We start from the raw sequence: 14,393 nt of genomic DNA, 5'->3' as shown, positions 1-14,393 counted from the left end.
TAATATAAATATAAGATAATTTACTTTTCATGTCAATAAACTATTTTATACTTTCTCACCGTTCATTTTACGTTGAAAGACAATAATAGCAAGAACGAAGATGACTATTGTATAGCTCATTACAACAGCCAAATGAGAAAGGACATGACCGAAATTACCGCTTAAGGTTGACCTTATTGCTTCCACACTATGATAAAATGGCAGAATATTTGTTATTTTTTTAAAAGCGCCGCCTATTAAATCAATCGGAATAAATACTCCGGATAACCACCCGGCGACATTTGTTAACAAGGCTCCGCAAACTCCTCCGACCGCTTTATCATTCATAAGACTGCCGAAGAGCAGTCCTGTCCCCACGAACATTAGAGAGGTTAAAGCTGTTACAATCACCGCAAAAAGTAAGTGGATAGTTATTTCAAGGCCAAAAGCTCTCGCCGCCAATAAGGTTATCGCCGCCTGCACTATTGTCATAGCTAGCATAGGCAAAGTGTAGCCCAAAATAAAATCTACGGAAGTCATAGGAGAAGTAAACAGGCGCATTAAAAAAGATGAAGTACGGTCTTTTGATAGCAGCATACCGGAAAACAATGCCATAAATACACTCCCAAACATAGCTAAGCCGGGAGCAAGATTCCTTATTTCAAACATAGGGTTTTCGGCTTCAGGCGGAATGGCATTATTAATAATGGATAGAAGAATCAACAATATGATAGGAAATCCCAAACCGAAAAAGAAATTTATGGGGTCTCGCAAAACTTCTTTTGTATTTCTTCTTGCAAATAAAAGTATCCTCATAACACACCTCCAGAAAGTGTAACAAAAGCGTCCTCCAGCTTGACAGTATCTGTTTGCGTAGTTAATTCCTGTACCGTACCCATTGCTTTTAACTTGCCTTTTGACATTATTCCGACACGGTCGGACAGCGTTTCAACTTCATCCATATAATGAGTTGTGAGTATAATTGTCACTTTTCCTTTTAATTCTTTAATGGATGCCCATAACTCACGGCGAGCCAATACATCAAGCCCCAGGGTCGGTTCATCGAGAAATAAAATCTGCGGATCTGAAATCAGTGCCATTGCAATAGAAAGGCGTCTCTGCATACCTCCCGATAAGTGTTTTGCTTTTTTGTTCAATTCATTTTCCAATTTGAATTTTTGAGCTATCTCGTAAGCATTTTTCTTTGCTGTTTTACTGTCTTGTCCGTAGATTCCCGCAATAAGTTCCAAGTTCTCTAAAACCGACAGATTAGCGGCTACCGCCGTTTCCTGAGGAGAAATATTGATACTTTTCTTTATTGCATGGGGAGCTGAAATAATACTGTTACCAAGTAACAAGGCATCACCGCTCGTGGGCTTTATTAGACAAGAAAGCATTTTAATTGTTGTTGTTTTTCCGGCTCCGTTTACACCGAGTAAGGCAAATAATTCTCCCTGCTCAACAGTTAAATTAAGATTATCTACAGCAGTTATACCGCCATATTTTTTTGTAAGCTGTGCAGTTACAATGGCACTCATTCTTCGTCCTCCTTTGGTACATTACCTCCGAAAATATTGTCGATAATACTTGCGAACATATTTTTAGGCGGAATGGCAATGCCTTGATTTATATCTCCCAAAACAATCAAGGTATCACCGGGATTAATATTGAAAACATCACGTGCTTCTTTAGGTATAACGAACTGCCCTTTCTCTCCAACCTTAACCGTCCAAGCATATTTTCCTTTTGGATAACCCATTTTCATGCCTCCAATCATAAAGTATGATTTGTATGATTTATGGTATAAATATAACATAATTTACTTTTCATGTCAAGAAACTATCGGCATAAATTTAATGAAGAACTTGACTATGAACTCCTAATGATGTATTCTCTTTTGATGATAAATATCAAACTTGATATTACTTCTAAGGATGGGGAAAGATGAGACTATGGCATGAAGACATGATCGGCAAACTGCCGCGGCAACAGCTTTTGGGGCAACATAGAGAGTGCTGTGCCTTGCGAGGAAACGGCTGGGGCAGGCGGCATGCGACAGTCGACTATGTTTTTCGCTGCTCGCCCTATATGCTATATCGGTATCATCGGCTTGTTATGGAAGAGATGCAGCAGCGAGGTTATAGAGTGAGCCTTGAATGGATGGACAAGAACTACCGCGGCAAGACCTGTCCGGGCTATGATAATTTGAAGGCTGTTAAAGTAGGGAAACCCATCTATGCCGAACACGATGATAACTATTACCTTGAGTGTGTCGAGAATTTAAAAGGCAAGGGAATTAAGCCGGAATAAAAAAATGCACTGCAAAAGTTTTGCAGTGCATAAAAATTATTTGATTATTTCTTCGGCCATGTCGATGGTCATTTTCTTTATGTCCGTAAAATCTGCGGACATAATTATCTTTGTTTTTTCATCTATAGAGCTTAAAGCATTTATCCATTCTTGAGAAACGGTGAGCTTTGCGGCTTCCATACCGCCCTGAATTTGGGTAGAAGCGGCAATTTTTTTAATACCGTCGGCAGTGGCTTCGGCAACGGCAACAATTTCGCGGGCCTGACCTTCAGCCTCATTTATCATTCTTTCTTTTTCACCTTCGCTTATGTTTACGGCCTCTTCATAAGCAGCTCTTGAAAGGTTGATAACCGTTTCCATCTCTCCGACCGAACGGGCTATTTCTGCACGCTTTTCTCTTTCGGCCTTCATCTGGTTTTCCATGGCATCCATGATAGAATCGGAAACTCTTATGTTTTGAATTTCATAGCGGGTAACTTTTACGCCCCAAGGATCTGAAGCTTCATCTACGGCTTTTACAACCTGAGCGTTTATCTGTTCCCGTGCTTCAAAGGTGTCATCCAAATCCAGCTGTCCTACTACAGAGCGCATGGTCGTCTGTGCAAGCAAAATAGTTGCATAGCGGTAATCGCGTATACCGTAGCTTGCCTTAATCGGATCAAAGACTTGAAGATAGAGGATTCCGTCAATGCGCACCTGAACGTTGTCCTTGGTAAAACAGTCTTGGGCGGGAACATCTATGGCTTGCTCTTTGAGATTCTGCTTGTACTTTACTCTATCCAAAAACGGAAATAGAATATGAAAACCTGCATCCAAGGTTGTGTGATACTTACCTAAGCGTTCTACAATCAGAGCAACCTTATGGGGAACGATTCGGATGCTTCTAAAAAGAGCAACAATAAAAACTATTGCTATGACTGCCGCAATGACAATCGGGATTATAAAATTAAGCATTTTGACCTCCCTGTATTACCTTCACTTCTTTTCCTGCATTTTTAATAATATCGGTAAAGGCTGCAAGGCCTGCAATGTTTTCGGGGTAAACCGAAACATTTGATTTTTTAATAATATGCTCGAACCTTTGAATATAGTTTTCAGCAAGACGGATGCCCATAGCCGTTCTTCCTCCCGGCTGAGAAAGCGCATCTGCAATTAGACGCAAACCTTCGGCTGTCGCATTACTCGTTATCTCGATAGCCTTTGAGCGGCCTTCGGCAAGATTGATTCTTCGCTGCTTTTCGCCCATAGCCTTGTTTATGGCTTCTTTCTTTTTACCCAAAGAAATATTTATTCGGGACTGCTGTTTTCCTTCACTCGAAAGAATATTAGCCCGCTTTTCGCGTTCGGCTCTCATCTGTCTTTCCATGGCTTCAAGGATTGTGCGGGTAGGTGTAATATCCCGTATTTCGTAGCGGGTAACCTTTATGCCCCAGTTGTCGGAAGCTTCATCGAGAGCCTTTACTATATTGTCGTTTAAGCCTTCTCTTCCGCAAAAAGTTTTATCAAGCTCCATCTTTCCTATTTCGCTTCGCATAGTTGTTTTTGCAAGCTGGGCAACGGCATAGCGGTAATTATCGATTCCATAACTTGCCTTAACCGGATCAAAGATTTTTAGATAAAGAATTCCGTCAACCTGTACCTGAACGTTATCGGCTGTGATACAAACTTGAGGATCTACGTCCAAGGCTTCTTCCTTTAGGTTTTGCTTATAAGCAATCCTGTCGATAAATGGGGTTAAGATATGGAAACCCGCAGTAAGAGTCCGCGAATATTTTCCAAGCCTTTCAATAACATAACTTTCCTGTTCCGGAACTACAACGGCTATCGAAAACAAAATAATAACCGTTATGACCAGAGCAATGTATAAAGCTATCATCAGAGCAACCTCCTAATTTGATTCTTGGATTATTAAAATTGATATTTTAATAACCTATAATTGATTGTAACTTGTTTTGTAAGATTTGTCTATAGTTTTAACATGATGAATTTACTTATATTGAGTTTTTTATCTTCTTGTAAATTTCTTATCTTTATAGTAGTATAAGTCTTCTTTAGTTTAAGGAAGCATTAAATCTATGAAAGAAGAGCAAGAAGAAAATAAGGACTTTCTTACCACACAGATAATTACATACCTCGGAAATAAAAGATCTTTGATAGATAAAATAGAAGATGAGGTAAAATCAGTTCAAAAAAACTTAAATAAAGAAAAACTTATCTGTGCGGATCTTTTTTCGGGTTCAGGCATAGTTGCACGCATGTTAAAAAAGTATGCTTCAAAAATAATCGTTAATGATTTGGAAAATTATTCTTATATAATAAACTCCTGTTATCTTACAAACAAAGAAGAATATCCTAAAAAACTTTGTAATGAATTAAGAGATGAAATTATATCTTCTTCTTTAAATAAAAAAATCCCCGGCATAATTACCGAAAACTATGCTCCTAAGGATGATAATAAAATCCAAAAAGGTGAAAGGGTTTTTTATACACATAAGAATGCTCTTTTAATCGACACATACAGAAATCTTATCGATAAAATTGTTAGAGCGGAAAATTTAAAAAAGTTTTTTCTAGCTCCATTAATTACCGAAGCTTCAATTCACGTAAATACGAGCGGTGTATTTAAAGGTTTTTATAAGGATAAGAACACGGGAATAGGCTGTTTCGGTGCCGGCGGAAAAAATGCCTTAACAAGAATATTAGGCGAGGTAGAATTAAAAGAGCCTGTCTTTAGTAATTTTAATTCAGAGCTTGAATTTTTTACAAAAGATGCAGTTCTTCTTTCAAAAGAAATAAAGAATGTTGATATGGTTTATATCGACCCTCCTTATAATCAACACCCCTACGGCTCAAATTATTTTATGCTTAATTTGATTCTTAAAAATAAGCTTGATGTTCCTATAAGCCCCATCAGCGGAATTACCCAAGGATGGAAGCGTTCAGCTTTTAATAAACCCTATCTTGCTCTAAAATCAATGGAAGAAATTATCTCTTCTCTTGATGCAAAGTATGCTGTCATCTCCTATAACTCGGAAGGTTTTATTTCTTTTGAAGAGATGACAAATATGTTACAAAAATACGGAGAATTAAAAACCGTCGAAATAAAATATAATACTTTTCGTGGGAGCCGAAATCTTAAAAATAGAAATATCCATGTTTCTGAATACTTGTTTGTTTTAAAAAAATAGATTAAAATAATGTTAATGGAAGAACAATTATCGAATTTTAGAATCAAACAGGGCCGCAGCGTTTTTAATGCATACAATGGAATTAATTCATTTTCGTTTGCACTTGTTACCGGAAATACAATTACTCTTTATGCTCTTGCCTTAAAAGCCAACAGCACCGTCATAGGCTTGCTTACAGCCTTTATGTACATGTGCTATTTTACCATCCCTTTAGGAAAGCTTATGGCACGGCGTTTTACTATTGTAAAGACATTTGCCTACACTTGGTTTTTGCGCAACGCTTCTCTTTTACCTATCTTGTTTATTCCATTCTTTTATTTTAGGGGCGAAAATGAAGCTGCTATCTTTATGCTTTTACTTGCGGTAGCTCTTTTTAATTTTTTTAGAGGAGCCGGCATAGTTGCAAACAATCCTGTCATAAGTCTTTTGGCCCCCGGCAAGGATCGGAATTCTTATATAGTTAAAATATCATTGACAAACAATACGGCCGCGCTCGCAGCCATAATATTTTTAACCGTCTTTTTATGGTTTTCTCCAAGGCTTGGAATCGGTATAGTTTCTACATACAACATAACTGCAGTCATAGGAATTATTACCGGTTTTGCAGCATCTGCTCTTTTGCTTAAACTTCCGGATCCCGATTTTGAAAGAAGAATGGAAGCAGTGAAAGAGGCTAGGGCAGAAGGAAAAAGCCGAAAGAAAATAAAGAAGCTAAAGAGTGGAAATCAAAATCTTCAAAAGGGTTCTTTTTTTTCGGCTTCAAAAGAAGCCTTTGGCGACAAAAATTTTAAGCTCTATATTTTTTCGTTTTTTATAATTCAATTCGGAATAAGTTTAGCCCGCCCCTTTATAATTGTTTACGGTAAGGCTGTTTATTCTATCCCCGATAATTTGGTGATAATCTTTTCTCTTGCTTCAACTATGGGCTCCCTTTTGGTTGGACTTTTAATGCGCCTCTTGATAGACAGGATGGGAGCAAAGCCGATGTATGTTATTTTTACGGCCCTTAGTGCGGCAGCCTTGATCCCTGCAATTATAGCACCTGCCAGAGAAATGTACTTGATTGCCTTTATCTTTTTGATTTTATTTTCGATGATAACAAATATGGGCTTTTCCGCGCAAATGGATGCATCGCAAGCTTATTTCTTCGGGATAGTGCCGTCAAAATCCTTGATGGATTTAAGTATGCTCAATTTTTTTGTGATGGGTATTACGGGAGCTTTGGGTTCAATCTTGGGAGGCCGTATTTTGGATATGCTGCAAAATTCAGGGCTTTCCAACTTAAGTATGTATCGTTTGTTTTTTTCGGGCGTTATAATCTGTATTCTCTTCGGAATGATTTTTCAGATTAGGCTTTTGAATCTTGGAGGCAGGCTTGTTAAAGATGCTCTTGCTGTTATCTTTTCTCCGCGTGATATGAAGGCCTTAAACCTTTTATATAAACTTGATTCAAGTGAAAGCCTTCAGACTGAAGAAAAAATTTTGCATGAGCTTACAGCGACGGCTTCTCAAGAATCGGCCGATAAGTTAAATCAGTATATGATGTCCCCGCGTTTTTCTATCAGGTGTTCTGCAATGGAGGCTTTGAATTCTTTAGAAAAACTTTCTGCAAAAAATAGGGAAACTCTTTTAGAAGAATTGAATAAAGGGGAATTTACTACGGCCGCTCTTGCTGCAAAAACTCTTGCTCATTTTAATGTGTATCAAGCTGTTGAACCTTTGCGGAAAGTTCTTGAAAGTAAAGATTATCTTTTGTCGGGGGAGGCGATGATTGCCCTTGCTCATCTTAAAGATGAGGCTTCGCAATTTAAAATTTCACAAATTTTATCCGAAACAAAAAATCCTAAAATATTGCTTTCGGGAATTAAGGCCATGGAAACTTATAGATCGGTAAATTCCATTCCGTTTATAATAGACTTACTCCGCAGGGAGGGGCTTCCTTCCTTGGTAGAAGATGAGGCTTATTTAAGTTTGGCTTCAATGATGAAGGTTGAAGGAGGTTTTTATTTTGCTTATGATAGATTTAAAAACGAGGCGAGGGACACAGGAGCGATTTTTACGGACATGCTTGATGAAGCATTTGCAAAAAGAAAAAAATCGGATCTTGAATTTAAAAAGATAATTTTAACCTTTATAAGTGAGGCTTCAAATGATACCGAATTTATAAAATGGTTTTTGGATTTAGCAGAAAAATTTTTAGGAGTAAACTCAGCTTTGCTTTTAAGTGTTATAATGGATGTCGATATGGTTACAAACAAGTCCTTTAGATTTTTCTTATGCTATTGGGCTGTGTCTATTTTTATGGAACCTAAGTTGGCTGCAATTTAAAAGATATTTTTATGAGATAAATTCTTATGGAGGTAGGATATGAATGAGGTTATTAAGAACATGCTCACGCGTGTGAGTGTCCGTAAGTTTACGGCGGAGAGGGTCGAAGACGAAAAGCTTAAAACAATTGTAGAATGTGCCAAGGCTTCTCCGACAGGAAAAAACAGACAGATGAGGAAATTTACCGTTGTGCATAATCGGGAAAAGATACAGGAACTTGCAAGGGCTGTTTCTTCCGTACTCGATATTCCGAATTATAGAATCTATGATTGCGATGCTTTGATACTCATCAGCTTTGAAGAAGATGACCGCTTCGGTTATTGTGATTCTTCGGTTGCAATCGAGAACATCTATCTTGCGGCTCATGCTCTGGGATTGGGATCCGTTTGGATAAATCAGTTGAGGGAAAAATGCAATTCGCCTGAGATAAGACGGGTTTTAGATTCTTTTAATATTCCTAAAAATCATGTGGTCTGCGGAATATCGGCTATCGGTTATCCTGCAGAACATCCCGAACCTAAAACCCGTACCGAGCCTGTGGAGTTTATAAATTAAGTTTTATAGGCGATGTTAAAAATTCCCCGCAGGTTTTACATAGGGAAGGTAATCGCCGTAACCTTCTTCTTCCATTTTATCGTAGGGGATAAAACGTAAGGCTGCACCGTTAATGCAATAGCGTAGACCGCCTGCATCTGCAGGGCCGTCATCAAAGACGTGACCTAGATGGGCTCCGCCTGTTTTTGATATGACTTCAGTTCTTGTCATACCGTGGCTTTTGTCCTCCAAATATTGAAGGGCCTGTGTTGTAATAGCCTTTGTAAATGATGGCCATCCGCAGCCTGCATCATATTTATTTAATGAAGAAAAAAGAGGCTTTCCTGTGGTGATATCAACATAAATTCCTTCAGCATCGAATTTATCATATTCGCTTGTAAAGGGCCGTTCCGTTGCCTTTTCTTGTGTAACCGAAAACTGTATCGGTTTTAAGGATTTTTTTAATTCTTCTTTTGACGGTACTTTAAATTTACTTTCATCATAAAGAGGTTTTAAAGCAAGGGTTAGGTCTATGTGGCAATATCCTCCCGGATTTTTTTGAAGATAGTCTTGATGATAGTCTTCTGCAAGAATAAAATGCTTAAGTTTTTCAACCTCAACAACAATGGGCCGCGAATATTTTTTTTGCATAAACTTTACAAAACTCTGTATTTCTTTAATCATAGAATCATCTACATAATAAATACCTGTTCTGTATTGGCGGCCTGCATCGTTTCCCTGTTTGTTTAAAGATGTAGGATCGATTATTCTAAAATAATGGGCCAACAATTCTTGTAAACTTACTTTGGAAGCGTCATAAACTACTTTTACGGTTTCGGCGTGATCGCTATGATGCAATCCCTTGTAGTTTGCAGAATCACCTTTTCCGTTTGCATAGCCCGTATCCGTTTCTTTTACGCCGGGAATCTGTCTAAAATATCCTTCAACGCCCCAAAAGCAGCCGCCTGCAAGATATATTTCTTTAATCATTCCGTTTCCTCCAATGGGTAATTTTTGTTCTGCCTGAGCCTTTGTACATGATAGAAATAAAACTGCCATCAGTAAAAAACTCAAGTATACTAAAATGCTTTTATTTTTCATATCTAATTCCTCTCGAAAAAAATGTACTTCTTTTTTTTATAAAAAACAAGGGATTTGATAAAATTTATTTATTTTTTTTCTTTTGCATCATACTCTCTAATTGCTTCCATGCACGCCTGCATAGGAACCTGTCCATCTTTGACATGAATGTCAGGTGCCGTACCAAATTCTGTATTTGACATTCCTTCCGTATTAAGCGCATAAGTGGAATCAAATAAAATTAAAGCACCGCTTTTTGGAAGCGGTATCGGTAGTGGACCAATTACAGACATTCCTGCGCCTGCGGTGTTTTCTCCTACCACCGTTGCAAAACCGGTTTGACGGCAAAAGCCTGCAAATTGATCTGCACCAGAATGAGATTTATTACTAATTAGCAGCCAGATTTTTCTGTCCTCCCGTGGTTTATAGGTTACATCCAATTTATAAATTGTTATTGTTAGTTTAGCAGCATTTTTATGTTTGCTGTTTGCATTTTCGATATTAGGAATAGTGCCTTTTTCTATTTTTTTTATTTTATAAGCTTCAAATATAATATCTATAAATTCTTTTGTATATTTATTTTCAGTATATAAGCCATATTTATGAAATTTTATATCTTTTCGCAAATGAATACCGACAATATATTCCCAAAATTTTGTATATCCGCCGCCGTTTCGCGTAATGTCAATAATTAAATGCTTATAATCTTTTGTTTTTTCTAAAAAAGCTGCAATCTCATCATAATACTTTTTTTCTTTATCCAGGTCCGTAATTAGAAATGAATCAATTCTAAGACAGGCTATTTTACCTTCCTCGATTATGTTTGTTATTATCCCATCAATAACTTGGACATCTTGCCAAATGTAAGGAACCCATGCTCCAGTTGGTCTTGCCATATAAAAATTTTTAATGAGTTCATTTTCCGTACCGTCTTTGTTCACACAGGGATAGTAAGTTTTGTACACTTTGTTATAGTATCGATAGTCAATGGGATGCAAATGCCCTACGGGTTTATTTTGAGTTATTTCGGCACAGAGTTCACCGTAAAATGTTAAGTATTGGGATTTAGTTTCTATGTCTTTTAATTTTGGATACCACTCTTCTTTTATTTTTTCTAAATCAACCCCATTGCGTTCCAAGACTTCAGTAAATGGAAAGCCTTCTTTTATAAAACCCCAAAAGAATTCGTAATCTTCATCTTTTTCTTTTTGGCTTAAATTTAATTTCTGAAGGTCATGAATGGTTTTAGGCTTTTCTTCTTTTTTGCAGGTCAAAAAAGTAAAAAGACAATACAAACATAATACACAAAAAACAATTCTTTTTCTCGTCATAAAAATACCTCAGTGTTGACTATAGCCTATTACATATTAGAGTTATTGTCAACCGTCGGGAAAATTATAGGGAATATAAAAATATTGTTTTTTAAAAGATACTCTTATTTTATCCTTTTTTACTGGTTGCCTTTTTTTTAAGGGCTCTGATAAGGCGGGTTACCGATGTAGAAATAATTAAGCCTACCGATATGGCTATTGCAATAAAGGCAGCTTGAACACCCTCACTTACCCCTTTTTCCAATTTGTCGGTAACAAAAAAAAGCATGGTCTTATAAACCTTAAATCCGGGAACTAAAGGAATCGTGCCTATAACGATAAAACATGTAACCGGTGTTTTTTGGAGTACCGCAAATAAATCTGCCAGGAGGCCTACGGCCAATGCTCCTGCCAAGGTCGCAAATATATAATTTATGCCGATGCTCTGAAAAAATATGAGGATTGTCCAAGAGACACTTCCGCATAGAGCACTTAAATAGGTATTTCTTTTCGGAACCGAAAACAAAAAACAAAAACAAAAACTTGCGATAAATGATGCGATCGTATGTATGTAAAGCGGCATTATATTCCTCCCAAAAGAGAATAACCGAAAAGAACAGAACCTATACCGAAGGCTATTGCAACGGCGATGAGTACGGCCTCACTGGTACGGGCAATTCCGGAAACCAAATCTCCCAAAATAAAATCCCGTATACCTGAAGTAAAGGCAACTCCCGGCACAAGGGATAGAACGGCTCCGACTATTATCATGTCAAGATTTTTTACAAAGCCTATATGATAAAAAAGAATTGTTATTATACCGACAAAAAAGCCCGCTATAAAATTTCCTAAAAATACCGTTTTGGAAAACTGCGTGATTCTATCATTTAAAAAAACGGCTGCAAAGGTGGCAATAAAAGTAACTATAAAATCATTTAATGTTCCGCCAAGCAAAACAGAAAAAAGTCCGCAGCCTATTCCGGAGGTGGTTAGTACAAGCCAATACGGATAACCTTTTTCTGCATCAATATTTTTTAAAATCTCAAGGGCTTCATTTTCAGAAATTTTACCTTGAGTAAAGTTTCTTGAAAATTCGTTGACCAATGAAATTTTGTGTATATTGCTGCCTCTGACTTTTATGTTTTTAATATAAGTTGAGCCTTCCTTCTTATCGTTTCCGATCAATATTACTGTCGGTGTTATAAAAACGGCAAGACCGGTAATACCGTGTGAAGAGCATATTCTTAAAATGGTTTCTTCCGTCCTATGCATCTCTGCTCCGTTTTTTATTAGAAGCTCTCCTGCCGTCAGGGCTATTCTAAAAATTACTGCTTCGTTCTTTTCTTCTTCCATTAATTTCCTCATTTAAGAATGATTTTAAATTCTAAAAAAGAATATAGCACAGGAGATTTAAAAAAACAAGTAATCCTTTTAATGGTTTTATTTTAGGGCAAAATGTAAATTAAAGGCGAGTACTTTATTCGTGCGGAGGATTTAATACCCCGACGCTCTGCGTCGTAACAAAGGGTATTAAAGCCGACTGCAACCACCTTATGAGAACATACAGTGCGAAACATTGAGCACTGTACCCCGACGCTTGCGTCTGGGTAAGTTGATTCAATGAAGGTTTTATGATATACTTGTTTAGATATGGATTATTATGTAGTTCAGGTAAGTACAGGCAAAGAAAAGAATTTTATTGAAGATGCGGAATTTAAAAATAAATTTGATGAGCTTTCTTATTCTATAGTTTTTCCTCAAAGGATTTTAAAGATAAGAAAGGCAGGTAAGGTAACGGAAAAACAGCTGCCTGTTTTTGCAGGATATTTGTTTATAGGTACCGATAAAATTTCTAAAGAGCTTTATCAACATCTTAAAAGATGTAAGGGCTTTTATAGATTTTTACCCAATAATCAAGAACCGAGATTTTTAGAAGGAAGGGATTTGGAAATCCTTAATCAATTTATTTCCTTCGGCGGTCTTGCAAAAATTTCGCAGGTTGTATTTGATGAAAATGATAGAATAAAAGTTATCGAAGGACCTTTAAGCGGTCTTGAAGGTTATATTGTAAGAGTAAACAAAAGGAAGGGAAGAGCTACCGTTTGTCTGGATATGTGTCAAACGGCTTTTTCTATCGACTTAGGATTTGAAATACTAAATAAGGAAGAGAAAAAATGAATCGTCCTATTAAACAAAAGGCTTCTATATATATAGTAGGTGCAGGTCTTGCCGGAACTATGATTGCTCATGAAATTTCGGCAAAAAAAATATTCGGTAAGGTTGCCGCTTTTTTAGACGATGATCCTAAAAAAATCGGAACTAAGATTGACGGAATTCCGGTATTCGGGCCTATAAGCGAAACCGTTCATCTGATAAGGATAGATGCAGGTGATGAGGCTCTGATTGCAATTCCAAGTATACGTTCCGAGCGCTTGCGTGAAATATATGAGCTTTTAAAATCGGCAGGTTTTTCAAAGATAAAACTTCTGCCCGCAATTTCGCAAATCATTGACGGTTCAGCCCATTTGGTACAAGCCCGCGAAATAGATCCGCAGGATTTGCTTACCCGCACCCCCGTTACAATTTCTTTAAAAAAGAGTTTGGCATATCTGCGAGGAAAGCGCGTTTTAATTACGGGCGCCGGAGGTTCTATCGGAAGCGAGCTTTGCCGGCAGCTTTTATCGGGCGGTGCTGAGCGCCTCTATCTTTTCGGACACGGAGAGAATTCAATTTATCAAATTTATAAGGAGCTTAAGATATTACAGGCAGGAGGTGTCGGCGACAAGGCGACAATTGTTCCGGTTATAGGTGAATTAAAAGACCGCGAGTACATGCGCTACATCATTAAGCAATTAAAATGTGATGCGGTTTTTCATACGGCGGCTTATAAACATGTTCCTTTGATGGAAGAAAATCCTGTTGCGGTTATCGAAAACAATGTTTTCGGAACAAAGAATCTTTTGGATGCCTGCATCGAATTCGGAGTAAAACGATTTGTTTTAATTTCGACGGATAAGGCTGTTGAGCCTGTTTCGGTTTACGGCGTTTCAAAACTATTAAGCGAAAAATTGGTATTGCAGGCTGCCGAAACCGTAAAAGAAAAAAAAGATTCAGCCTACATGTTTGTCCGCTTCGGAAATGTTTTGGGCTCGCGTGGTTCTATCTTTCCGCTTTTTGTAGAGCAGATACAAAACGGAGGGCCCGTAACCGTAACCGATAAAAAGATGATCCGCTTTTTTATGACAATTCCGGAAGCTTGTTCATTGGTATTGCAGACAGGCGGTGTCGGAAAATCGGGTGAGTCCTATCTTCTCGACATGGGAGAACCTGTAAATATTTATGAGACGGCAAAGCAGTTGATAAGTTACATGGGTTTTGAACCTGAGAAGGATATTAAGATAGAAATAATCGGCCCCAGAGAGGGGGAGCGTTTGGAAGAACCTCTTTGGTCATCAACCGAATATCTTGAAAAAACTGATTATGAAAAAATCATGCGTCTCTGCGATAAAAAAGAATTCGATTCTAAAAACTTAAATGAAATTTTAAATACCCTTTATCCGTTTTGTTTTTATAGTGAAGAACACAAAGACGATTTCCGCAACAAAGAAAAGATGCGCAATTTTTTGGAAGAAAATAAATTATTAATTTATAAAAAGGAGTAATA

Annotated in this window: 15 protein-coding genes; 6 read left to right on the top strand and 9 right to left on the bottom strand. The window is 37.4% G+C overall.

Annotation, left to right across the window (positions count from 1 at the left end; all coding sequences use genetic code 11):
• Positions 1–45: 45 nt before the first annotated feature.
• From HO345_RS09175 to HO345_RS09165, 3 genes are read right to left on the bottom strand one after another with little or no spacing between them, the layout of a single operon-like run.
• On the bottom strand, positions 46–795 hold the full coding sequence (locus HO345_RS09175) for an ABC transporter permease (protein WP_253682628.1): 750 nt from the start codon (positions 793–795) through the stop codon (positions 46–48).
• Complete coding sequence (locus HO345_RS09170; protein ID WP_253682627.1) at positions 792–1,517, bottom strand: ABC transporter ATP-binding protein; 726 nt, start codon at positions 1,515–1,517, stop codon at positions 792–794. The genes HO345_RS09175 and HO345_RS09170 overlap by 4 nt, the downstream gene beginning before the upstream one ends.
• Positions 1,514–1,738: an AbrB/MazE/SpoVT family DNA-binding domain-containing protein gene (locus tag HO345_RS09165; RefSeq protein WP_002669948.1), complete on the bottom strand. Its 225-nt coding sequence runs from the start codon at positions 1,736–1,738 to the stop codon at positions 1,514–1,516. Before HO345_RS09165 ends, HO345_RS09170 begins: the two co-directional genes overlap by 4 nt.
• A gap of 185 nt (positions 1,739–1,923) precedes the next feature.
• On the opposite strand from HO345_RS09165, the gene HO345_RS09160 reads away from it, so the two are divergent.
• Positions 1,924–2,289: a TIGR02328 family protein gene (locus tag HO345_RS09160; protein ID WP_253682626.1), complete on the top strand. Its 366-nt coding sequence runs from the start codon at positions 1,924–1,926 to the stop codon at positions 2,287–2,289.
• 36 nt (positions 2,290–2,325) lie between these two features.
• Here HO345_RS09160 and HO345_RS09155 read toward each other — a convergent pair whose 3' ends face one another.
• Both HO345_RS09155 and HO345_RS09150 read right to left on the bottom strand, forming a co-directional pair.
• Entirely contained in the window at positions 2,326–3,243 is a 918-nt protein-coding gene (locus tag HO345_RS09155) for an SPFH domain-containing protein (protein ID WP_253682625.1), read from the bottom strand.
• Complete coding sequence (locus HO345_RS09150; RefSeq protein ID WP_010692425.1) at positions 3,236–4,165, bottom strand: SPFH domain-containing protein; 930 nt, start codon at positions 4,163–4,165, stop codon at positions 3,236–3,238. The genes HO345_RS09155 and HO345_RS09150 overlap by 8 nt, the downstream gene beginning before the upstream one ends.
• Before the next feature lie 199 nt (positions 4,166–4,364).
• Here HO345_RS09150 and HO345_RS09145 point away from each other — a divergent pair, with 199 nt between their 5' ends.
• Genes HO345_RS09145 through HO345_RS09135 form a run of 3 tightly spaced genes read left to right on the top strand, consistent with a single transcriptional unit; the run spans position 4,365 to position 8,360 of the window.
• On the top strand, positions 4,365–5,477 hold the full coding sequence (locus tag HO345_RS09145; RefSeq protein WP_253682624.1) for a DNA adenine methylase: 1,113 nt from the start codon (positions 4,365–4,367) through the stop codon (positions 5,475–5,477).
• A gap of 15 nt (positions 5,478–5,492) precedes the next feature.
• Positions 5,493–7,805, top strand: coding sequence for an MFS transporter (locus HO345_RS09140; RefSeq protein ID WP_366796670.1), 2,313 nt, complete (start codon positions 5,493–5,495; stop codon positions 7,803–7,805).
• A 39-nt stretch (positions 7,806–7,844) separates the two neighbouring features.
• Positions 7,845–8,360, top strand: a complete 516-nt coding sequence (locus tag HO345_RS09135) for a nitroreductase family protein (protein WP_002672272.1) — start codon at positions 7,845–7,847, stop codon at positions 8,358–8,360.
• A gap of 15 nt (positions 8,361–8,375) precedes the next feature.
• Here HO345_RS09135 and msrB read toward each other — a convergent pair whose 3' ends face one another.
• From msrB to HO345_RS09115, 4 genes are all read right to left on the bottom strand, one after another.
• Positions 8,376–9,440, bottom strand: coding sequence for a peptide-methionine (R)-S-oxide reductase MsrB (msrB, locus tag HO345_RS09130; RefSeq protein ID WP_253682622.1), 1,065 nt, complete (start codon positions 9,438–9,440; stop codon positions 8,376–8,378).
• Positions 9,441–9,508: 68 nt separating this feature from the next.
• Positions 9,509–10,693 carry a S41 family peptidase gene (locus HO345_RS09125; protein ID WP_253682621.1) on the bottom strand — a complete coding sequence of 395 codons (1,185 nt, stop codon included), beginning with the start codon at positions 10,691–10,693 and terminating at the stop codon, positions 9,509–9,511.
• A gap of 166 nt (positions 10,694–10,859) precedes the next feature.
• Positions 10,860–11,312, bottom strand: a complete 453-nt coding sequence (locus tag HO345_RS09120; RefSeq protein ID WP_253682620.1) for a threonine/serine exporter family protein — start codon at positions 11,310–11,312, stop codon at positions 10,860–10,862.
• Positions 11,312–12,082: a threonine/serine exporter family protein gene (locus tag HO345_RS09115; RefSeq protein WP_253682619.1), complete on the bottom strand. Its 771-nt coding sequence runs from the start codon at positions 12,080–12,082 to the stop codon at positions 11,312–11,314. The genes HO345_RS09120 and HO345_RS09115 overlap by 1 nt, the downstream gene beginning before the upstream one ends.
• A gap of 297 nt (positions 12,083–12,379) precedes the next feature.
• Between HO345_RS09115 and loaP the strand changes: the two genes are divergently transcribed.
• Both loaP and HO345_RS09105 read left to right on the top strand, forming a co-directional pair.
• The gene (loaP, locus tag HO345_RS09110) at positions 12,380–12,907 is read left to right on the top strand and encodes an antiterminator LoaP (protein ID WP_010692412.1); all 528 of its coding nucleotides are present in this window, start codon (positions 12,380–12,382) and stop codon (positions 12,905–12,907) included.
• Positions 12,904–14,391, top strand: a complete 1,488-nt coding sequence (locus tag HO345_RS09105; protein ID WP_253682618.1) for a polysaccharide biosynthesis protein — start codon at positions 12,904–12,906, stop codon at positions 14,389–14,391. The genes loaP and HO345_RS09105 overlap by 4 nt, the downstream gene beginning before the upstream one ends.
• Positions 14,392–14,393 lie beyond the last annotated feature (2 nt).

This window comes from Treponema denticola (assembly GCF_024181645.1).
Lineage (GTDB): Bacteria > Spirochaetota > Spirochaetia > Treponematales > Treponemataceae > Treponema_B > Treponema_B denticola_A.
The sequence above is the reverse complement of the archived record's forward strand: the minus strand, read 5'-3'. Positions and strand labels throughout refer to the sequence as shown.

Bases quoted from the DNA above. Each gene is read 5' to 3' on its own strand.
- HO345_RS09145 (WP_253682624.1), top strand. From the start codon at position 4,365: ATGAAAGAAGAGCAAGAAGAAAATAAGGACTTTCTTACCACACAGATA.
- HO345_RS09155 (WP_253682625.1), bottom strand. From the start codon at position 3,243: ATGCTTAATTTTATAATCCCGATTGTCATTGCGGCAGTCATAGCAATA.
- HO345_RS09150 (WP_010692425.1), bottom strand. From the start codon at position 4,165: ATGATAGCTTTATACATTGCTCTGGTCATAACGGTTATTATTTTGTTT.
- msrB (WP_253682622.1), bottom strand. From the start codon at position 9,440: ATGAAAAATAAAAGCATTTTAGTATACTTGAGTTTTTTACTGATGGCA.
- loaP (WP_010692412.1), top strand. From the start codon at position 12,380: ATGGATTATTATGTAGTTCAGGTAAGTACAGGCAAAGAAAAGAATTTT.
- HO345_RS09170 (WP_253682627.1), bottom strand. From the start codon at position 1,517: ATGAGTGCCATTGTAACTGCACAGCTTACAAAAAAATATGGCGGTATA.
- HO345_RS09105 (WP_253682618.1), top strand. From the start codon at position 12,904: ATGAATCGTCCTATTAAACAAAAGGCTTCTATATATATAGTAGGTGCA.
- HO345_RS09165 (WP_002669948.1), bottom strand. From the start codon at position 1,738: ATGGGTTATCCAAAAGGAAAATATGCTTGGACGGTTAAGGTTGGAGAG.
- HO345_RS09120 (WP_253682620.1), bottom strand. From the start codon at position 11,312: ATGCCGCTTTACATACATACGATCGCATCATTTATCGCAAGTTTTTGT.
- HO345_RS09135 (WP_002672272.1), top strand. From the start codon at position 7,845: ATGAATGAGGTTATTAAGAACATGCTCACGCGTGTGAGTGTCCGTAAG.
- HO345_RS09115 (WP_253682619.1), bottom strand. From the start codon at position 12,082: ATGGAAGAAGAAAAGAACGAAGCAGTAATTTTTAGAATAGCCCTGACG.
- HO345_RS09175 (WP_253682628.1), bottom strand. From the start codon at position 795: ATGAGGATACTTTTATTTGCAAGAAGAAATACAAAAGAAGTTTTGCGA.
- HO345_RS09160 (WP_253682626.1), top strand. From the start codon at position 1,924: ATGAGACTATGGCATGAAGACATGATCGGCAAACTGCCGCGGCAACAG.
- HO345_RS09140 (WP_366796670.1), top strand. From the start codon at position 5,493: ATGGAAGAACAATTATCGAATTTTAGAATCAAACAGGGCCGCAGCGTT.